The organism is Corallococcus macrosporus DSM 14697 (assembly GCF_002305895.1).
Classification (GTDB): Bacteria; Myxococcota; Myxococcia; order Myxococcales; family Myxococcaceae; genus Myxococcus; species Myxococcus macrosporus.
On record NZ_CP022203.1, the window covers coordinates 7,948,591 to 7,964,795 of the forward strand.

Annotated in this window: 13 protein-coding genes; 4 read left to right on the forward strand and 9 right to left on the reverse strand. The window is 72.2% G+C overall.

Features of this window, described 5'->3' with window-relative positions; translation table 11 throughout:
• Window positions 1-43: 43 nt before the first annotated feature.
• The 4 genes from MYMAC_RS32165 to MYMAC_RS32180 all read left to right on the forward strand — a co-directional run bounded on the left by MYMAC_RS32165 (window position 44) and on the right by MYMAC_RS32180 (window position 6,849).
• Window positions 44-1,669, forward strand: coding sequence for a DUF7151 family protein (locus MYMAC_RS32165; protein ID WP_095960825.1), 1,626 nt, complete (start codon window positions 44-46; stop codon window positions 1,667-1,669).
• A 36-nt stretch (window positions 1,670-1,705) separates the two neighbouring features.
• Window positions 1,706-3,577 (forward strand): DUF7151 family protein, encoded by a 1,872-nt coding sequence (locus tag MYMAC_RS32170; protein WP_239989148.1) that lies wholly within the window; start codon window positions 1,706-1,708, stop codon window positions 3,575-3,577.
• 184 nt (window positions 3,578-3,761) lie between these two features.
• Window positions 3,762-5,399, forward strand: a complete 1,638-nt coding sequence (locus MYMAC_RS32175; RefSeq protein WP_095960827.1) for a DUF6311 domain-containing protein — start codon at window positions 3,762-3,764, stop codon at window positions 5,397-5,399.
• A 58-nt stretch (window positions 5,400-5,457) separates the two neighbouring features.
• Window positions 5,458-6,849, forward strand: coding sequence for an ATP-binding protein (locus MYMAC_RS32180; RefSeq protein WP_095960828.1), 1,392 nt, complete (start codon window positions 5,458-5,460; stop codon window positions 6,847-6,849).
• Window positions 6,850-6,876: 27 nt separating this feature from the next.
• On the opposite strand, the gene larC is transcribed toward MYMAC_RS32180, so the two are convergent.
• The 9 genes from larC to thiL all read right to left on the reverse strand — a co-directional run bounded on the left by larC (window position 6,877) and on the right by thiL (window position 16,086).
• Window positions 6,877-8,049 (reverse strand): nickel pincer cofactor biosynthesis protein LarC, encoded by a 1,173-nt coding sequence (gene larC, locus MYMAC_RS32185; protein ID WP_204817105.1) that lies wholly within the window; start codon window positions 8,047-8,049, stop codon window positions 6,877-6,879.
• Between the two features lie 5 nt (window positions 8,050-8,054).
• Complete coding sequence (gene larB, locus MYMAC_RS32190; protein WP_095960830.1) at window positions 8,055-8,807, reverse strand: nickel pincer cofactor biosynthesis protein LarB; 753 nt, start codon at window positions 8,805-8,807, stop codon at window positions 8,055-8,057.
• A gap of 25 nt (window positions 8,808-8,832) precedes the next feature.
• Window positions 8,833-9,435: a chemotaxis protein CheC gene (locus MYMAC_RS32195; RefSeq protein ID WP_095960831.1), complete on the reverse strand. Its 603-nt coding sequence runs from the start codon at window positions 9,433-9,435 to the stop codon at window positions 8,833-8,835.
• The gene (locus MYMAC_RS32200) at window positions 9,432-11,963 is read right to left on the reverse strand and encodes a chemotaxis protein CheA (protein WP_095960832.1); all 2,532 of its coding nucleotides are present in this window, start codon (window positions 11,961-11,963) and stop codon (window positions 9,432-9,434) included. The genes MYMAC_RS32195 and MYMAC_RS32200 overlap by 4 nt, the downstream gene beginning before the upstream one ends.
• A gap of 53 nt (window positions 11,964-12,016) precedes the next feature.
• Complete coding sequence (locus MYMAC_RS32205; protein ID WP_011556618.1) at window positions 12,017-12,385, reverse strand: response regulator; 369 nt, start codon at window positions 12,383-12,385, stop codon at window positions 12,017-12,019.
• 69 nt (window positions 12,386-12,454) lie between these two features.
• Entirely contained in the window at window positions 12,455-12,877 is a 423-nt protein-coding gene (locus tag MYMAC_RS32210) for a chemotaxis protein CheW (protein ID WP_013937665.1), read from the reverse strand.
• A 43-nt stretch (window positions 12,878-12,920) separates the two neighbouring features.
• Window positions 12,921-13,703 carry an MmcQ/YjbR family DNA-binding protein gene (locus tag MYMAC_RS32215; protein WP_095960833.1) on the reverse strand — a complete coding sequence of 261 codons (783 nt, stop codon included), beginning with the start codon at window positions 13,701-13,703 and terminating at the stop codon, window positions 12,921-12,923.
• Window positions 13,700-15,082: a methyl-accepting chemotaxis protein gene (locus MYMAC_RS32220; protein ID WP_043710180.1), complete on the reverse strand. Its 1,383-nt coding sequence runs from the start codon at window positions 15,080-15,082 to the stop codon at window positions 13,700-13,702. The genes MYMAC_RS32215 and MYMAC_RS32220 overlap by 4 nt, the downstream gene beginning before the upstream one ends.
• A gap of 56 nt (window positions 15,083-15,138) precedes the next feature.
• A complete protein-coding gene (gene thiL, locus MYMAC_RS32225) occupies window positions 15,139-16,086 on the reverse strand; it encodes a thiamine-phosphate kinase (RefSeq protein WP_095960834.1) in 948 nt (315 codons plus the stop codon).
• Between the last annotated feature and the right edge of the window lie 119 nt (window positions 16,087-16,205).

A 16,205-nucleotide genomic window follows, 5' to 3' on the forward strand; every position in this document is an offset into this window, starting at 1 on the left:
TCCCCCCGCGGCGACTCCCGTCATGAGGAAAAGAGACGCACCCATGCGATGGACCTGGATGACGGTGCTGGTGCTGCTCACGGGCTGTGACGGCATCGACCTGCGGAAGCTCGTCACGCAGCACGACGCCCGCACGCGGGTGGACGCGGAGTCGGCCGGGGAGCACTGCCCGCTCGGCGGCAGGGCCTTCCTCGCGGGGCTGGACCTGAACGACAACGGCGCGCTCGACGACGCCGAGGTGACGAGCACCGAGTACGTCTGCACCACGCCCACGCCCGGGGTGCTGGTGCACATGCAGGCCGTGGCCCCCGGCGAGCAGTGCCCTCACGGTGGGCACGTGTCACGCGCGGGCCAGGACACCAATGGCAACGACGTCCTGGAGGACGGCGAAGTCACCCGCGAGGTGTACGGCTGCGCCGACCCCGCCCCCGGCGGCGTGCTTCACCGCACCCAACATCAGCCCCCCGGGGGCCACATTCCTCCGTGGCTCTGTAGCTGGGGCCGCACCTGGGTGGAGGCCGGCACGGATACGAACGGGAACGGGCTGCTCGACGACGACGAGGTCCGCGCGATGGAGCACGTCTGCATCGAGCCGGCGCGGCTCGTCGTCGCGCAGGCCCCCGAGCGCGCTGGCACGACCTGCCCGAAGGGAGGCACTCGCGTCCAGGCGGGCGTGGATGAGGATGGCAATGGCTCGCTCGAGGGCCTCGAGGTCCACGGGACACTCTACGTCTGCGAGGCCCTGCTCACGCTCCACGGCGACTACACCGTGCGCTCTGCCTCGGACCTGGCGGCGCTCCAGCATGTCTCCCGCATCCAGGGCTCGCTCCGGATTGACGACGCGTCCATCACCGAGCTGAGCCTGCCAGCGCTGTCCGTGGTGGACCACACCCTGCGCCTCTGGAACAACCAGCTCCTGACCCGGGTGGACCTGCCGGCCCTGCGCTTCGTGGGCGACGACTTCGACGTGTCGGCCAACCCCGCGCTGAGCACCCTGCTGGCCGGCGGCGCCAACCATCTCCGGCTGCTCGTGGGGCGGGGCGTCGTCGTGAGCAACAACGACCAGCTCCGCAGCCTGAGCGGGCTGCTGAGCGTGTCGCCCCGGGTGAACCTGCTCCTGACGGACAACGATGCGCTGGAGTTCCATCCCGGCGAGGAGTCGCCGCTCGTCAGCGTCGACAACCTCATGGGCTCGCTCATCGTCCAAGGGAATGCCGCGCTGCAGGCGCTTCCACTCTCGAACCTCTTCCATGTCGGCGGAGACGTCAGCATCGCCAACAACCAGGCCCTGCGCTCCTTGAGCGGGCTCAGTCCGGAGAGCATCGGCGAATCGCTCGACATCATTGGCAACGAAGCCCTCCGGGAGCTCGCGAGCCTCACCGAGCTTCGCCACCTGACCGAATTGAGGGTGAGCGGGAACCCCGCCTTGACGACCCTGGAGGGCTTGAGCGCCCTGAGCAGCCTCCAGTCCCTCCAGGTGTCAGACAACGTGAGCCTCGCCCGGTTGGAGCTGACCTCCCTGCATCAGGTCGCCCAGGCCTTCGCGGTCACGGGCAACGCCGGACTTCCGTCATGCCTCGCGACCTCGCTCGCGGACGCCGTCTACACGGGCGACGCCGGGCAGCTCGCCATCAGCGGCAACGATGACGCCGCCACCTGCGGTGAATGACGCTCCGAAAGGCTCCTTGAGATGCGATGGATGTGGATGTGCGCGCTGGTCCTGGCCACCGGGTGTGACGGCATCGACCTGCGCAAGCTCGTCACCCAGCACGAGGCGCGCACGCGGGTGGTCACCGAGCCCGCGGGCCCGAACTGCGAGCACGGCGGCAAGGCCGTGCTGTCCGGGCTGGACCTGGACGAGGACGGGGTGCTCGGCGACGCCGAGGTGACGGGCACCGAGTACGTCTGCGCCACCCTCGCGCCGGGCGTGCTGGTGCGCACCCGGCAGCTCCCTCCCGGCGAGCCCTGCGCCCTGGGCGGACAGCTCACCCTGGCGGGGACGGACCTGGATGGAGACGGCGTCCTCTCGGATGACGAGGTGACTCGCGAGGTCCACGGCTGCCTGGAGCCCGCGCCGGTCCTCGCCCAGGTGCGCCCGCTGCTGACCCCTCCCTTCGTCTGCCGGTACGACAACGCGCTCATGGAGGCCGGCGTGGACCTCAATGGGAACGGCGTGCTCGACGACGACGAGCTCCGCGCGGCCGCGCGCCTCTGCGCGGACCCCGCCGTGACGCTGCTGCGCCAGCGGCCCGAGCCCGAGGGGCCGGACTGCACCGCTGGAGGCACCCGGGTGGAGGCGGGCGTGGACGACAACCGGAACACGGCGCTCGACGACGCCGAGGTCCGCGCGACGGCCTATGTGTGCCAGCGCTCCGCGACCCATGACGGGACGTACGCCGTGGAGAACGCGGCCGACCTGGAGGCGCTGAAGGCCCTCACCAGCATCCGCGGCGACCTCTCCATCGAGAACACGGAGGTCACCGCGGTGGTGCTGCCCGGCCTCGTGTCGGTGGAAGGCTCGCTGTCCATCCACGGCAACCCTGGGCTGATGCAGGTGAACCTCCCGGGTCTTCGCTACGTCGGGGAGACGCTGAGCATCCGGGACAGCGCCCAGCTCAACGAGCTCCGCATCGGCCCCCAGACGCTGGAGGCGCTCCCGCCCGTTCGCGTCCACAGCCTGGCGCTCGCCTCGCTCCCCGCCGTGTCGTCCCTGAGCGGCCTGGCCGCCGTGACGCCCCGCTTCGACCTCTCCTTGTTGAACACCGGCGTGCTGTGGAGTCCGGGCACGTTCCCCCACGTCCAGGCGCTGGCGGGCTCGCTCACCGTCCACGCGAACCCCGCCCTGGAGCTGCTGCCGCTGTCCGCCCTGGCCCAGGTGGACGGGAGCATCGTGATTTCAGGCAACCCGATGCTCCAGTCCCTGGAGGGCCTGGGGCCGCTGACGATGGTTGGCGGCGGGCTCGACATCTCCAGCAACAACGCCCTCACCCACCTCTCCGGGCTGGAGCAGCTTTCGGCCGTGAAGCGCGTCATCACCGTCATGAACAACGCCCGGCTGCTGGACGTCCGCTTCGACGGGCTCAGGGAAGCGGGCTCGCTCATCGTCGCGGGCAACGCGGTGCTGGAGCAGGTGGGCCCCATGCCGTCGCTGTTCCGGGTTCAGGGCGACGTCTCCCTGGCAGAGAACCCGCGCCTGCTGCGCGCGACGGAGCTGCCAGCGCTCCAGAGCATGGGCGGCGCCCTGTTCGTCACCCTCAACCCGCTGCTGACGGACCTGTCCGGCTTCCAGCAGGTGACGTGGATGAGCGGGTTGTACGTCACGGGCAACGAGGCGCTGGAGGACCTGGGCACGTTGGGTTCGCTCCACACCGTGGGCACCCTGGAGGTGCGGGAGAACGCGGCGATGACGGCGCTGCACCTGGACGCCCTGGCGCGCGTGCGCGACGCGTTCATCGTCACCGACAACCCCCGGCTCCCCTCGTGCTGGGCGACGATGCTCGCGGACGACGTCTACACCGGGCCGCCGGAGGAGCGCCGCATCTGGAACAACGACAGCGTCACGCCTTGCCAGCTCTAGGCCGGCTGGCCGCTCACGTCCGGGGACGGCGCTTGCCCGTGCGGGAAGCGCGGTCCTACAGTGCCGGCCTCCCCCCAGGCCGCCATGACGACCCGAGTCCACACGCATCGAGCGAAGCCGCTGCACCGGCGCCTGCCCCGACTCCGTCCCTCCCCGCCGCCGCGCCTTCACCGTCCGCGAGCCGGTGGGCCCCTGGGCCGCGGCGCTGGGTGGCCTGGCCTGGCTCCTCTGGCTCGGCGGCGCCAGGGCCATTCCCCCCACGCGCCTCGACTGGGCGATGCGCGAGGACTGGGCGGGCACCACCTTCGGCTGGCTGTTCTACCGCAACGCTCCCTGGGGCCTGCCGCTCACCCGCTCGCCCAACCAGCTCTTCCCGCACGGGACGTCCGTGGCCCTCACGGACGCCAACCCGCTGCTGGCGGTGCTGTTCAAGCTCTTCAACCCGCTGCTGCCCGCGGACTTCCAGTACCACGGCCTCTGGCTGGCGCTGGGCTTCGCGCTCATGGGCTGGTTCGGCGCGAAGCTGGTCTCCGTGGTGTCGCCACGTCCCACGCACCAGTGGCTGGGCGGGCTCCTGTTCGCCATGGCACCGCCCCTGGCGGCGCGGCTGGGGCACCTGCTGCTGTGCGCGCACTGGATGCTGGTGGCCATGATGTGGCTGCACCTGCGCGACACGCCGGACGCCCGCGCGGCGAAGCGGAGCCTCCTGTGGGCCGCCGCGCTGAACGCCGTGGCCGCGAGCACGCATCCGTACCTGGTGGCCATGCTCGCGCCGCTGGCCATGGCGCTGACGGTGCGGCTGGCCCTGGGCCGCGTCATCACCTGGGGCCGCGCGCTGCTGGCCTCGGCGGGCTTCGTCGTGCTGGACCTGCTCCTCTTCGCCCTCTTCGGCTACTTCGCTGGCGGCAGCCTGGGCGCGGAGGGCTTCGGCCAGTTCTCCGCCGACCTGACCACGCTGTTCAACCCCACGGACTGGTCGCGGCTCCTGCCCTCGCTGCCCGTGGCGCGGCGGCAGGGCGAGGGCTTCGGCTATGTGGGCGCGGGGGCGCTGCTGCTCGGGGTGCTCGCCGTCGCGGGCGCGGCGCTCCGCTTCCGTTCCCTGCGCGATGTGCCCTGGAAGCGGGGGCTGCCCTTCGCCGTCGCGGTGCTGCTGCTGGCCGTCTACGCGCTGTCGTCCCGCGTGACGTGGACGGGCCGGCTGGTGGTGGACCTGGGCGGCCTGTACGAGCCCTTCTCGCGGCTGACGTCCGCCTTCCGCGCGTCCGGGCGCTTCATCTGGCCGCTGTGCTACGCGGTGATGGGCGGCGCCCTGCTCCTGTGGCTGCGGCAGTGGCGCGAGCGGGCCTGGGTGGGCACGGCGGTGCTCGCGCTGGTGGTCGCCGTGCAGGCCTATGACTTGCGCCAGGACAAGAGCGAGCTGCGCCGGCGGCCGGACGGCTTCCGGCGGCTCCAGGCCCCGGAGTGGGCGGCGCTGAAGGGCCACTATCGACACCTGGCCCTCTTCCCGCCGCAGGTGCAGTGGGTGTGCCCCTACAACGAGCCCCTGGTCAACGCGGCGGGGTACCTGGCCTACCGGCTGGGCCTCACCTTCAACAGCGGCTACGCCAGCCGGACCCCGCCGTCCATCGCCGAGGAGTGCAACGCCACCATGCGCCCGGGCGGCGTGGACGCGGACACCGTGTACGTCGTGGTGCGCCCGCAGGTGGGCGCCTTCGTCCGGGCGGGCGCGCGCTGTGGCGTGCTGGAGGGGCTGGCGGTGTGCGTGGCCGGGCAGCGGGAGGACGCCTTTGCCCAGGCGCTGACACGGCAGCCGCTGCGATAGCGCGGGGCGCCGCCGAATCCGGTGGACTCCCTGGCGGGGACAGGCAGCATCCCGGCGTATGGGAAGTGAGGACATCGTCGCGGCGTTGCGCCATGTACCCCTGTTCGCCCGGCTCACCGGAGAGCAGCTCCGCTGGATGGCGGACCATGGGCGTCAGCTCCACTTCCCCGCGGGCACCCGCATCGCGGAACAAGGCGCCGCCGCGGATGGCCTGTCCGTCATCCTGGAGGGCCGCACGCAGTGGAGCCGCCGCACGGGCGCGGAGAGCACGCCCACCTTCACGCTGGAGGCCGGCGACCTCTTCGGCGAGCTCATCCTCTTCCTCAACGCGCCCTACCCCCACAGCGGCGACGCGCTGACGGACGTGCGCTTGTTCCGGGTGGAGCCGGCCACCTTCTGGGAGCTGCTGCGGCTGGCGCCCGGGCTCAGCCGGGGGCTGATGGAGCTGGCGTCGCAGCGCTCCCAACAGCAGCAGGCGCAGGACGTCCGCCCGCTGGGGGACCTGCTCCCCGCGGGCCGCCTGGCGGCGGAGCTGAGCGCCGAATTGGGCAGCCCCGCCGCGGCGGCCCGACGCAGCTCGGCGCGGCTGAGCGAGCTGATGGCCGCGGTGTCCGCGCGCGCCATGGCCCTGGGCGAGCACGGCCTGTCCCTGCCCCAGCGCGGCGTCCTGCTGGCCCTGCCTCGGGAAGCAGCGGAGCGCGGGCGGACCTCTCCGCCGCTGGAGCCCCTGGCTCGCGCCGAGCGCGAGGAGGCGCTGGGCTCGTGGCTGGAGGCGCGGGGCGTGCGGGATGCGTGGGACGCCGCGCCCGCGCTGGTGGCGTCCGGCCTGGACGTCGCGTGGCTGGAGTCGGTGGCGACGCGCGTGGGCGCCGCGCTGCTGGGGGACGTGCTCGCGTGGCTGGTGCTGGCGGTGAGCTGTGACGTGCTCATGGCGGAGGTGGAGCGCGGCACCACGCGCGTGTCCGCGCTGGCCGAAGGCGTGAAGGCCTATGCCTTCATGGACCCGGTGCCGCGCGAGGACGTGGACCTCCACGAAGGGCTGGAGAACGCGCTGGGCGTGCTGGGCCACCGGCTGCGCGGCGAGCACCTCACGGTGGAGCGCGAATTCGACCCCAGCCTGCCCCGGCTGAAGGCGGAGGGCGCCGCGCTCGATGAGCTGTGGACGCAGCTCGTCCTCAACGCGCTGGAGGCCCTGGGCGAGCGCGGCGGACGCGTGCGGCTGCGCACGTGGCAGGAGGCCGCGCACGTGGTCGTCGAGGTCTCCGACGACGGGCCCGGCATCCCCAAGGAGCTGCTGCCGCGCGTCTTCGAGCCCTTCTTCAGCACGAAGCCCCACGCGGCGGGCCTGGGCCTGGACGTCTGCCGGCGCATCGTCGAGCGCCATGGCGGTGAGCTGTGCGTGCGCGCCGAGCAGGGCGGCACCCGCATCCAGGTCCGGCTGCCGGTGTAGCTCGCGCCGCGTCGTGCCGCGCGGAGTTCAGCCCTTCGGGCCGAGCGCCGCCACCGCCGCGGCCATCACCTGCTTCACCGGGACGCCCGCGGCCTCCGCCACCTGGCGGCAGTCCTCGAACTCCGGGTGGGCGTTGAGCACCGCGCCCTGGCGCAGCCCGCGCTTCACGCGGACCTTGCCCCACGGCGTCTCCACCTCCACCCAGTCGCGCGCCAGCGCCTGACGCTCCACGCGGTGGTAGCGCACGCCCAGCGTGGTGGACTCGCGCAGCACCACGTCCACGATGGCCTCGCGCGCGCCGCCCTCCACCAGCGCGCCCAGCAGGTGCCCCGGCCGGCTCTTCTTCATCACCACCGGCGTCACCCACGCGTCCAGCGCGCCCACCGCGAGCAGCCGCTCCAGCAGGTGCCCCAGGAGCTGCGGCGTGGCGTCATCCAGGTTGGCCTCCACCACCCAGAGCCCTTCGTTGCCGGCCTGCTCCATCCGCCCCAGGGACGCGCGCAGCACGTTGGGCCGGTCCTTGAAGTCCTTCGTTCCGACGCCGTAGCCCACCTTCTCCACGATGAAGTCCGGCGGGTGGCCGATGTGCGCCAGCACCTTGAGCAGCGCCGCGCCCGTGGGCGTCGTCAGCTCGCCCACGCCCTCGAAGCGCACCGGCACGTCCCGCAGCAACTCCAGCGTGGCGGGCACGGGGATGGGCATGGCGCCATGGGCCACGCGGATGGTGCCGCTGCCCAGCGGCGGCGGCGCCGCGTGGACCTCCGGGTCGCCCAGCAGCTCCAGCACCACCGCCGCGCCGCAGATGTCCACGATGGAGTCCACCGCGCCCACCTCATGGAAGTGGATGTCGTCAATGGACACGCCGTGGACCTTGGCCTCCGCCTCGCCGATGGCGCGGAACACCGCCAGCGCCCGCTCCTTCGCGCGCGGGGGCAGCGTGTCCGCCTCCTCGATGAGGCGCCGGATGTCCGCGTAGGCGCGGTGCGGGTGGGCCTCGCGCGCGTCCAGCACGACGTCCAGGTGCGTGCCGCTGATGGCGTGGCGCGCCGCGCGGCTCACCGCCAGCTTCCAGCCCGGGACGCGCAGGCCCGACAAGGCGCGCTCCAGCTCCGCCGCGGAGACGCCCAGGTCCAGGCCCGCCGCCAGGAACATGTCCCCGGCGATGCCGCCCACCGGCTCCAGGTAGAGGATGCGTCGCATGGTGCTCACCTGCGCCCCTTCGTGCGGGAGATGAGCGCCGCGTAGAAGCCGCCCCCGAAGCCGTTGTCGATGTTCACCGTGGCCACGTTGGAGGCGCACGAGTTCACCATCGCCAGCAGCGCGGACACGCCCTTGAAGTTGGCGCCGTAGCCCACCGACGTCGGCACCGCGACGACGGGGATGCCCACCAGCCCGCCCAGCGCGCTGGCCAGCGCGCCCTCCATGCCCGCCACCACCACGGCGACATGGCACTCCTGGATTTCCGCCCGGCGCCGCAGCAGCCGGTGGATGCCGGCCACGCCCACGTCGTAGACGCGCCGCACCTCGGCGCCCATGGCCTCGGCCGTCGTGGCCGCCTCCTCCGCCACGGGGATGTCGCTGGTGCCCGCCGTCACCACGGCCACGCGGCCCGCGCGCACCTTGCCCTGCTTGAGATGGAAGATGCGCGCCACCGGGTGGTACTGCCCCTTGGGGAAGCGCGCCACCAGGGCCTCCGCCTTGTCCGGCTGCAGCCGCGTCACCAGCACCGTCTGCTTGCGCTCCACCAGCGCGCCGACGATGCCCAGGAGCTGCTCCACCGTCTTGGGCTCGCCCAGCACCACCTCCGGGAAGCCGAAGCGCAGGTTGCGGTGGGTGTCGAGCGTCGCGTACCCCAGCTCGGCGAAGGGCAGGTCCTTCAACCTGCCCACCGCGTCGTCCACGGAGACGCGGCCGGACTTCACGCTCGCCAGGAGCTGCTTCAGCGCCTTCTCATCCATGGGCGCCCGTCTACCGCGATTCGGGCTACACGCCCAGCCGCGCCAGCAGGTCGCGGATGCTGTCCCGCGCCAGGACGAGCAGAAGCTGTCCACCCACCGGCGGCGCCGCGGCCGCGAGGAAGCGGGCCTCCAGCACCACCACGCTGCTGGCGTCGCCCTCCACCCGGCCCACCGCGTCGGACACCACGCCCCGCGCGGCGCCTCGGCGCACCGTGGGCACGGTGGGCACCAGCTTCCAGCCCGTCAGCCGGCCCATGGCGGACAGGCAGGCGCTGGCGACGATGTTCGCCGTCTCCGCCACCACGCTGTCCCGCTCCGCCTGATGGATGGCGGCCTGCCCTTCCAGGAGCAGCGCCTCCAAGGCGGCGCTGTCGTCCTTGTGCAGCACCAGCAACAGGGCCCCCCGCAGCCCGCCCTGGATGCCGAGCGACCCGGACACCACCGGCGCGTCGCCGCCCAGCAGCGCGGCGGCGTCCGAGGGCACGGTCAGCAGCACGCGGGGGATGGAGAGGTCTACCTTGCGCCCCCCCATCAACCGGGAGAGCGCGTTGGCCGCGTGGCCACAACCGATGTTGGCCACCTCGCGCAGGGCGTCGAGTTGCGCGTCGCTGGGCAGGGGCTGGCTCACGCGGACAGTAACCTCGGCACGTCCAGGATGAACACCGGACGTCCACTTCCCAGAATGGTGACGCCGGACAGGCCGGGCAGCAAGTCCAGTGGCCGCGACAGCGGCTTGAGCACCACTTCCTCCTGCCCCAACAGCCGGTCCACCGCCAGCGCCACCCGGCCGGAGTCCCCGTCCATCACCACGAAGGGCCGCGTCCCCAGCCTGAGGGGCGCGGGCACCCCCACCAACGCATCCAGCGAGTGGACCGGCAGCAGCGAATTACCGTGAGGCAGCAGGGCCGTCTCGCGGCTGCGGCTGAGGGACCCGCCATCCGCCTCTGTCGCACCCACCACCTTGGCGATGGGCAGGCCGAAGACCTCCTCGCCCACCTCCACCAGGAGCAGGTGCACCACCGCGACGGTCAGCGGGAGGCGCAGCGTGAAGCGGGTGCCCCGGCCGCGCTCGCTGTCGATTTCGAGCGTGCCGCCGACGTTCTCCACCACGCGCTTCACCGCGTCCATGCCCACGCCGCGGCCGGAGATGTCGGTGATGTCCTTGGCGGTGGACACGCCCGGGAGGCACGACAGCATGAAGGCCTCGCGGTCCGTCATGCGCGCCGCGGCCTCCGCCGACAGCAGGCCCCGGGACACGGCGGCGTTCTTCAGCTTCGCGGGGTCCATGCCGCGGCCGTCGTCCTCCAGCTCGATGATGACGCGGTCCCTGGCGCGCTTCACCGCCACCAGCACCCGGCCCCGCGCGCCCTTCTTGGCGGCGACCCGGTCCTCCGGTGACTCCAGGCCGTGGTCGATGCAGTTGCGCAGCAGGTGGAGCAGCGGGTCCGCCAGCTCCTCGAGGATGGCCCGGTCCAGCTCGATTTCCGCGCCGGTGATGACCAGGTCGACCTCGCGCTCCTTGCGGCGGGCGATGTCCCGCGCCGCCCGGGGCAGCCGGTCGGTGATGAGGGACAGCGGCGTCATGCGCGCCGTCATCACCTTGTCATGCAGGTCCTTCACCAGCGTGTGCAGCCGGTAGACGCCCTCTTCCAGCGCGGGGCGCGTGTTCTCCGGCAGCACCTTGCCCACCTCGCGCAGGCGGGCCGTGGCGAGCATCAGCTCGCCCACCGTGTCGAGGAAGTAGTCCAGGAGCTCCGTGCGCACGCGCACCGTGCGCGACGCCGTGTCCGCGGGCGCGCGGGCGCCGTCGGGCACGGGCACCAGGGTGGGCGGCACCACGGGCGCGGCCACCGCGGGCTTCACCGAGACGACCTCCACCTCGGCCACGTTCTTCAGCGCCGCGTGGATGCCCGCTTCCCCCGCCGGCGTCTCCAGCTCCAACTGGATGTTGCCGTCGGGGATGCGGCCGGCCTTCAGCTCCTCCAGCGCGGGGCGGAGGTCCACCAGCGTGCCCAGGTTGGTGAGCCGCTTGTGGACGAGGAAGGCGCGCACGCCGGGCACCTGGCAGGTGGGCGCGATGCGCAGCCGCACCGCCCAGCGCTGGGCCAGCGTGTCCGGAATGGGCGCGCTGGCCGCGGACTTCAAGGCGTTGGCCAGGTCGGGCGGAGGCGGGGCCTCGGCGCCCGGCGCGTCCGTGGCCCGGCGCGAGGGCAGCGGCACCACCACGCCTCCGGAGGAGGGGGTGACATTCGGGGCCGGGGCGGCGCTCACGCCCGTGGCGCCGGCGTCAGCGCCCATGGCACCGCCGGGGCCCGCGCCGCCACTGCCTGTCGAGCCCGCACCGGCGTCAGCGACAGTGGCACCGCCGGGGCCAGCGCCGCCACTGCCTGTCGAGCCCGCACCGGCGTCAGCGCCCATGGCACCGCCGGGGCCCGCGCCGCCACTGGCTGTCGGGCCCGCACCGGCACCGCCGGGCGCCGCGCCGCCCGTGGGGCCTCCAGCCCCGCCGCCATCGCTCGCGCTGGCTCCGCCGCCCGAGCCTCCCGGGCCGGGACCGTTCGAGTCCGGCCCACCCGTGGAGGAAGAGCCCGAGCCGCCACCAGCGCCGCTTCCCGGAGAACCGCCGCCCGCGGGGCCTGCGCCTCCGCCGCCCGAATCAGGGCCTCCCGAGGAGCCCGCGCCGCCGCTCCCCGTCCCACCCGAATCCGAGCCGCCGCCCTCCGGCTTCAGCGCGGTCACCTTGGCGACGCGCGTGGCGGCCGGGGCGTGGCCCGTCATGGTGGTGACGCGCTGGCTGAGCTGCGTCAGGAGCGCTGCGGCGTCATCCGGCGGCTTGCCCTCCGCCACCGCGCGCACTTGCGCGAGCATGGTGTCGGCGGCGGTGAGGAGCAGGTCCACCAGGTCGCGGTCCAGGCGGCCGCGGTCCTGACGGACGGCGTCCACGAGGTCCTCCACCCGGTGCGCCACGATGGCGATGGGCTCGAAGCCCATGGACGACGCCATGCCCTTCACCGAGTGGGCATGGCGGAACATCGAATCCACCGCGCTGGACGAGCCCTCGCGCTCCAGCTCCACGAGGTCGCGCCCCAACGCCTCCAGGTGGTCGGTCGCCTCGGAGATGAAGAGCCCGAGGTAGCGGGACATGTCCATCGTCATGGACCCGGCCTCGTGTCAGGAAGGGTGGACGGTGCGCGCGGGGGCGCAGCCGCTCACGTCTCGCCCAGGACCTTCTTCACGACGGCCAGCACGTCCTCGGCCCGGAACGGCTTGACGATGAAGTCCGAGGCGCCCGCCTCGATGGCCTCCATCACCAGGCTCTCCTGCCCGAGCGCGGAGCACATGATGACCACCGCGCTGCTGTCCGCCTTGATGATTTCCCGCGTGGCCTCGATGCCGCTCTTGAAGGGCATGACGATGTCCATCGTCGTGAGGTCGGGCTTGAGCTCCTTGTACTTCTCCACGGCCTCCAGGCCGTTGGCCGCTTCACCGACGACCTCGAACCCCCCAGACGCAAAGATGTCCTTGATCATGTTGCGCATGAAGATGGCATCGTCGACGACCAGGACCCGCTTAGCCATGTGAAGAACTCCGCCTCCGAATCGCCTGAGGAGCGCGGACACTAGCATCCACGCTTTCCAGGGGGCTACTCACTTGGAATGGGTGAACAAGGCAACCACCGCGGCGTCCAACCCTTCCGGGTCCAGGACCGTCACTCCCAGGCCACCCAGCCTGGCGACGCCCCGGATGGCCGGCGTCATCTTCCCTGGCGCCGTGCTCACCCGCTCCACCGCTTCGATGCCGTCTACGTCTGTAACCAACAGTCCCAGGTCCCTCCGCCCACGGTCCAGTAGAACCACCCGTCCGGGCGGGGTAGGACCCTCGGGAAGACTCAGGAGCTGGCGCAGCTCTACCACCGTCACGACCCGGCCGCGCAGATTCATTACACCTGTAATGGCCGAGGGGGCGCGCGGCACGCGGGTGAAGCGCTCGGGAGGCACGACGACCTCCCGGACCGCCGAGAGCGGCAGCCCGTAACGCTCCTTCTCCACCCGGAAGATGACGTGCCGCACAGGAGTAACGTTCTATCCGCTCTGGAATGACCGGCCTGCTTCGTTACCGCTTCGACCGGGACGAACGCGCCGCGCCCCGCTTCGACGAGGGCGCCTTCGCGCCAGCCCGCACCGTGGGACCTTCGCGCGCCGGGGCCCGCTTCGCCACGGATTTCTTCCCGCCCGCCGCCGCCGTGCCCGCTGTGGGCTTCTTCCCACCCGCCGCCACACCCGCCCGGCCACCAGCCCCCGGCTTCCCCGCCGAGGACGACTTCGCGCTGGCCGCCGACTTCGCCGCAACGGGCTTCTTCGCACCGGCCCCGGACTTCGCCGCAACGGGCTTCTTCGCACCGGCCCCGGACTTCGCCGCAGCGGCCTTCTTCGCACCGGCCCCGGACTTCGCCGCAACGGGCTTCTTCGCGCGCGCCGCCGGCTTCGCCGCGCGCACAGGCGCCAAGCCGCTCGCCGCCAGCATCGCCTTGAGCACCTTCTGCGGCGCCACGGCGCGGAAGCTCTCGTGAATCCACTGGGCCAGCAGCCCGACGGGGACCTCGCTGCCGGGCTTGAAGCGGGCGGACACCCAGCCGCTCTTGCCCAGGCCGTAGCCGGTGGGCTCGGTGAAGGGCAGCGTGAGCGCGGCCTCGTTGGACTCCGGGAGCTTGGTGGTGACGCCCAGCCCGTCGTTGTCCAGCGCGAGGATGACGAACATCTTCCCCTTCACCTTGGCCGTGCGGTGGCCCCAGGGGAACTCCTCGGTGACCTCGGGGAGCGCGAGCATCACCTCGCGCAGGTAGTCCTCCGCGGCCTTCAGCTTCGGGTCGACCTTGTCCGCGGGCGGCTGGCTCATGAGCCCAGGCGGAAGCTGCGCACGACGCTCTGCAGCTCGACGGAGAGGTTGGTCAGCTCGCTGGCCAGCGACGTCATCCGGGACACGGCGGCCGTCTGCTCCTGGATGACGGCCTGGATGGCCTCGGTGGAGGACGCGTTGTTGCGCGCCACCAGCTTGATCTCCTCGATGGCCTTCACCATCTCCTCGCTGCCCTTGAGCTGCTCGCGGGCGCTCTCCGAGATGAGGTGCACCTTCTCGGAGCCCTTGCGGATGGTGTCGGTGATGGCGCCCATGGAGCGCACGATGTTGGTCAGGTCCTCGCGCCCCTCCGCCAGCTCCGCGATGCCTTCCTTCATGGCGCTCACCACGGAGGTGGACTGACCGGAGATGTCGCGCGCCAGCTTGGAGATCTGCTCGGCGGAGCGGCCCGCGCTCTCGGCCAGCTTGCGCACTTCATCGGCGACCACCGCGAAGCCGCGGCCGTACTCACCCGCGCGCGCTGCTTCAATCGTCGCGTTGAGCGCCAGCAGGTTCGTCTGCTGCGCCACCTGGGTGATCGCGTCGACGATCTTGGAGATTTCCTGCGTCTTCTCGCCGAAGGCGAACACCTGCTGGCTGGCGGACTCGATGCGGTTGAAGACCTTCTTCACCTTCTCGCCGGCCAGCCGCGCCGCCTTGGAGCCGTCCTCCGCCGCGCTGCTCGTCTCCGCCGTCGTCCGCGCCGCGTCCTCGGCGCTGGCCGTGGTGCGCTGGATGCTGCCGGCCATCTCGGTGATGACCTTGGACGCCTTGGACACGAGCTGCGACTGCGACTCCGCGCCGCCGGCGATCTTCTCCATCGACGAGCCCACCTCCTCGGTGGAGCCGTTGACGTTCTCCGCGGACCGCTGGAGGTCGATGGCCGTGTCGGCCACGCTCTTGGCCGTCTCCTGAATCTTGCCCACCAGCTCGCGCAGGTTCTCCTGCATGCGGGTGATGGCGCCCGTCAGCTCGTCGATTTCGTCGCGCGTGCTGCCGCCCTCGGCGGCCACCGGCTTGGACAGGTCGCCCTGCGAGATTTCATACGCGGAGCGGCTGAGCACCTTCACGCGGGTGACCCGCGCCAGCAGCGACGGCAGCAGCGCGGCGGCGGCGCCGGTGATGAAGATGGCCACGCCGATGCGGACCACGTCCTTCCACACCGCGGGCCCGGGCCTGAGCTGGTGGAAGAGGATGTCCGACGTGTACATCCACACCGTCAACAGCAGGCCCAGCACCACGTAGCCGTTGAGAATCTTCCGGTGCAGGGAGACCTCGCGGGTCGCGCGAGGGCTGTCCACGGCGCGCAGCAGTCGCTGCAGGGGCTCGCGGCGGGGAGTGTGTCCGGGGACTGTGTCGTCGCGGAGGGGACGGCGCACGGGTTGCTTTCGGGGGATGAGAAGCGTCTCGGGTTTAGCCTTGCTGCTCCGCAGGGTCAATCCATCGCCCGAGGTCGGAAGTGGTCGAAGCCCTCTGGCGGTGGGAGAACGCGGCCTGTCCTGTCCCGGCTCACCCACCCGCGCCCCTCTGTGAAGTGGCCGATGCGGGTGATGGCGTGTCCCCCTGTAGCGCACGCGCGCTCGAATGCCCGGCTGCGTCCCGGGGGAACGGCCAGCAGCAGCTCGTAGTCCTCGCCCCCCGCCAGCGCGCCCTGGGGCCCCAGGGCCTTGCGCACCGCGGCCGACAGCGGCAGCCGCTCCAGCGCCAGCTCCGCGCGCACGCCCGATGCGGTGCAGAGATGACCCATGTCCTGTGCAAGCCCGTCGGAAACATCCAGCGCGGCGGATGCATGGCGCGCGGCGATGAGGCCCAGCGCCACGCGCGGCTCGGGGCGGCGCTGGCGGCGCACGGCGGCGCCCCGGCGCAGCCCCGCGCGCAGGTGCGCAAGGCCCAGGCGCGCGTCGCCCAGCGTCCCGGACACATAGAGGAGGTCCCCGGGCCGCGCCCCCGCGCGGGTGAGCGGGGCGCGGGACAGCTCGCCCGCGGCGGTGATGGTGACGGACAGCTCCCGCGCGGAGGTGAAGTTGCCGCCCACCAGTGAAATCCGGTGTTCGACCGCCAGCGCCGCCATGCCCCGCGCCAGGCCCGTCAGCTCCCGCGGGGGGTAGTCCCTGGGCAGCGCGAGCGCGCAGACGAACCAGCGCGGCGCGGCCCCCATGGACGCCAGGTCCGACAGGTTCACCGCCAGCGCCTTGTGGCCGATGTCCGCGGGCGAGAACGCCGCGCGGGTGAAGTGCACGTCCTCCACCACCGCGTCCGTGGTGACGCACTGCGCCCCCCGCTGCGGGGCGAGCACCGCGCAGTCATCCCCCGGCCCCACCGGCACGCGCGCGGCCGGGAAGTGCGCGAGGAACCGGCGGATGAAGTCGAACTCACCAGACATGGACGTGGAGGAAAGACCAGACGGCCTGTCAGGGCAATGACACTTTTTGGCACCTTGGACAGACGCGACATTCTCACCGCATTCCAAGACAAAGTAGAGATTACGGAATCCATCTCCTC

What these genes read in the sequence shown, in the direction of transcription:
- MYMAC_RS32165 (WP_095960825.1), top strand. Translation starts at nt 44, where the DNA reads ATGCGATGGACCTGGATGACGGTGCTGGTGCTGCTCACGGGCTGTGAC.
- MYMAC_RS32170 (WP_239989148.1), top strand. Translation starts at nt 1,706, where the DNA reads ATGTGCGCGCTGGTCCTGGCCACCGGGTGTGACGGCATCGACCTGCGC.
- MYMAC_RS32180 (WP_095960828.1), top strand. Translation starts at nt 5,458, where the DNA reads ATGGGAAGTGAGGACATCGTCGCGGCGTTGCGCCATGTACCCCTGTTC.
- larC (WP_204817105.1), bottom strand. Translation starts at nt 8,049, where the DNA reads ATGCGACGCATCCTCTACCTGGAGCCGGTGGGCGGCATCGCCGGGGAC.
- larB (WP_095960830.1), bottom strand. Translation starts at nt 8,807, where the DNA reads ATGGATGAGAAGGCGCTGAAGCAGCTCCTGGCGAGCGTGAAGTCCGGC.
- MYMAC_RS32200 (WP_095960832.1), bottom strand. Translation starts at nt 11,963, where the DNA reads ATGACGATGGACATGTCCCGCTACCTCGGGCTCTTCATCTCCGAGGCG.
- MYMAC_RS32205 (WP_011556618.1), bottom strand. Translation starts at nt 12,385, where the DNA reads ATGGCTAAGCGGGTCCTGGTCGTCGACGATGCCATCTTCATGCGCAAC.
- MYMAC_RS32215 (WP_095960833.1), bottom strand. Translation starts at nt 13,703, where the DNA reads ATGAGCCAGCCGCCCGCGGACAAGGTCGACCCGAAGCTGAAGGCCGCG.
- thiL (WP_095960834.1), bottom strand. Translation starts at nt 16,086, where the DNA reads ATGTCTGGTGAGTTCGACTTCATCCGCCGGTTCCTCGCGCACTTCCCG.